Origin of the sequence: Methanosarcina spelaei, from assembly GCF_002287235.1 — an archaeon.
Classification (GTDB): domain Archaea; phylum Halobacteriota; class Methanosarcinia; order Methanosarcinales; family Methanosarcinaceae; genus Methanosarcina; species Methanosarcina spelaei.
The window spans coordinates 1-201 of the sequence record NZ_LMVP01000510.1; the positions used below are offsets into that span (position 1 = coordinate 1).

Annotated in this window: 1 protein-coding gene; it reads left to right on the plus strand. The window is 38.3% G+C overall.

The features are described from left to right. A partial coding sequence (locus tag ASJ81_RS17205) for a transposase (protein WP_141241793.1) occupies positions 1 to 201 on the plus strand: 201 nt, incomplete at both ends.

The following is a 201-nucleotide window of genomic DNA, read 5'->3' on the forward strand; positions in this document are numbered from 1 at the left end:
GAGAATGTTGATTGATGAGAGATTATATCTCCCACAAAAATGGATTGATGACAAGGCACGTTGTTTGAAGGCTAAAATTCCTCCTGAGGAGATAAAGTTCCGAACCAAGAGTGAACTTGGTCTTGAAATGATTGATAACGCAATAGAGGAAGGTGTTCCTTTTTCCTATGTTACAATGGATGGATTTTACGGTGAAAATCC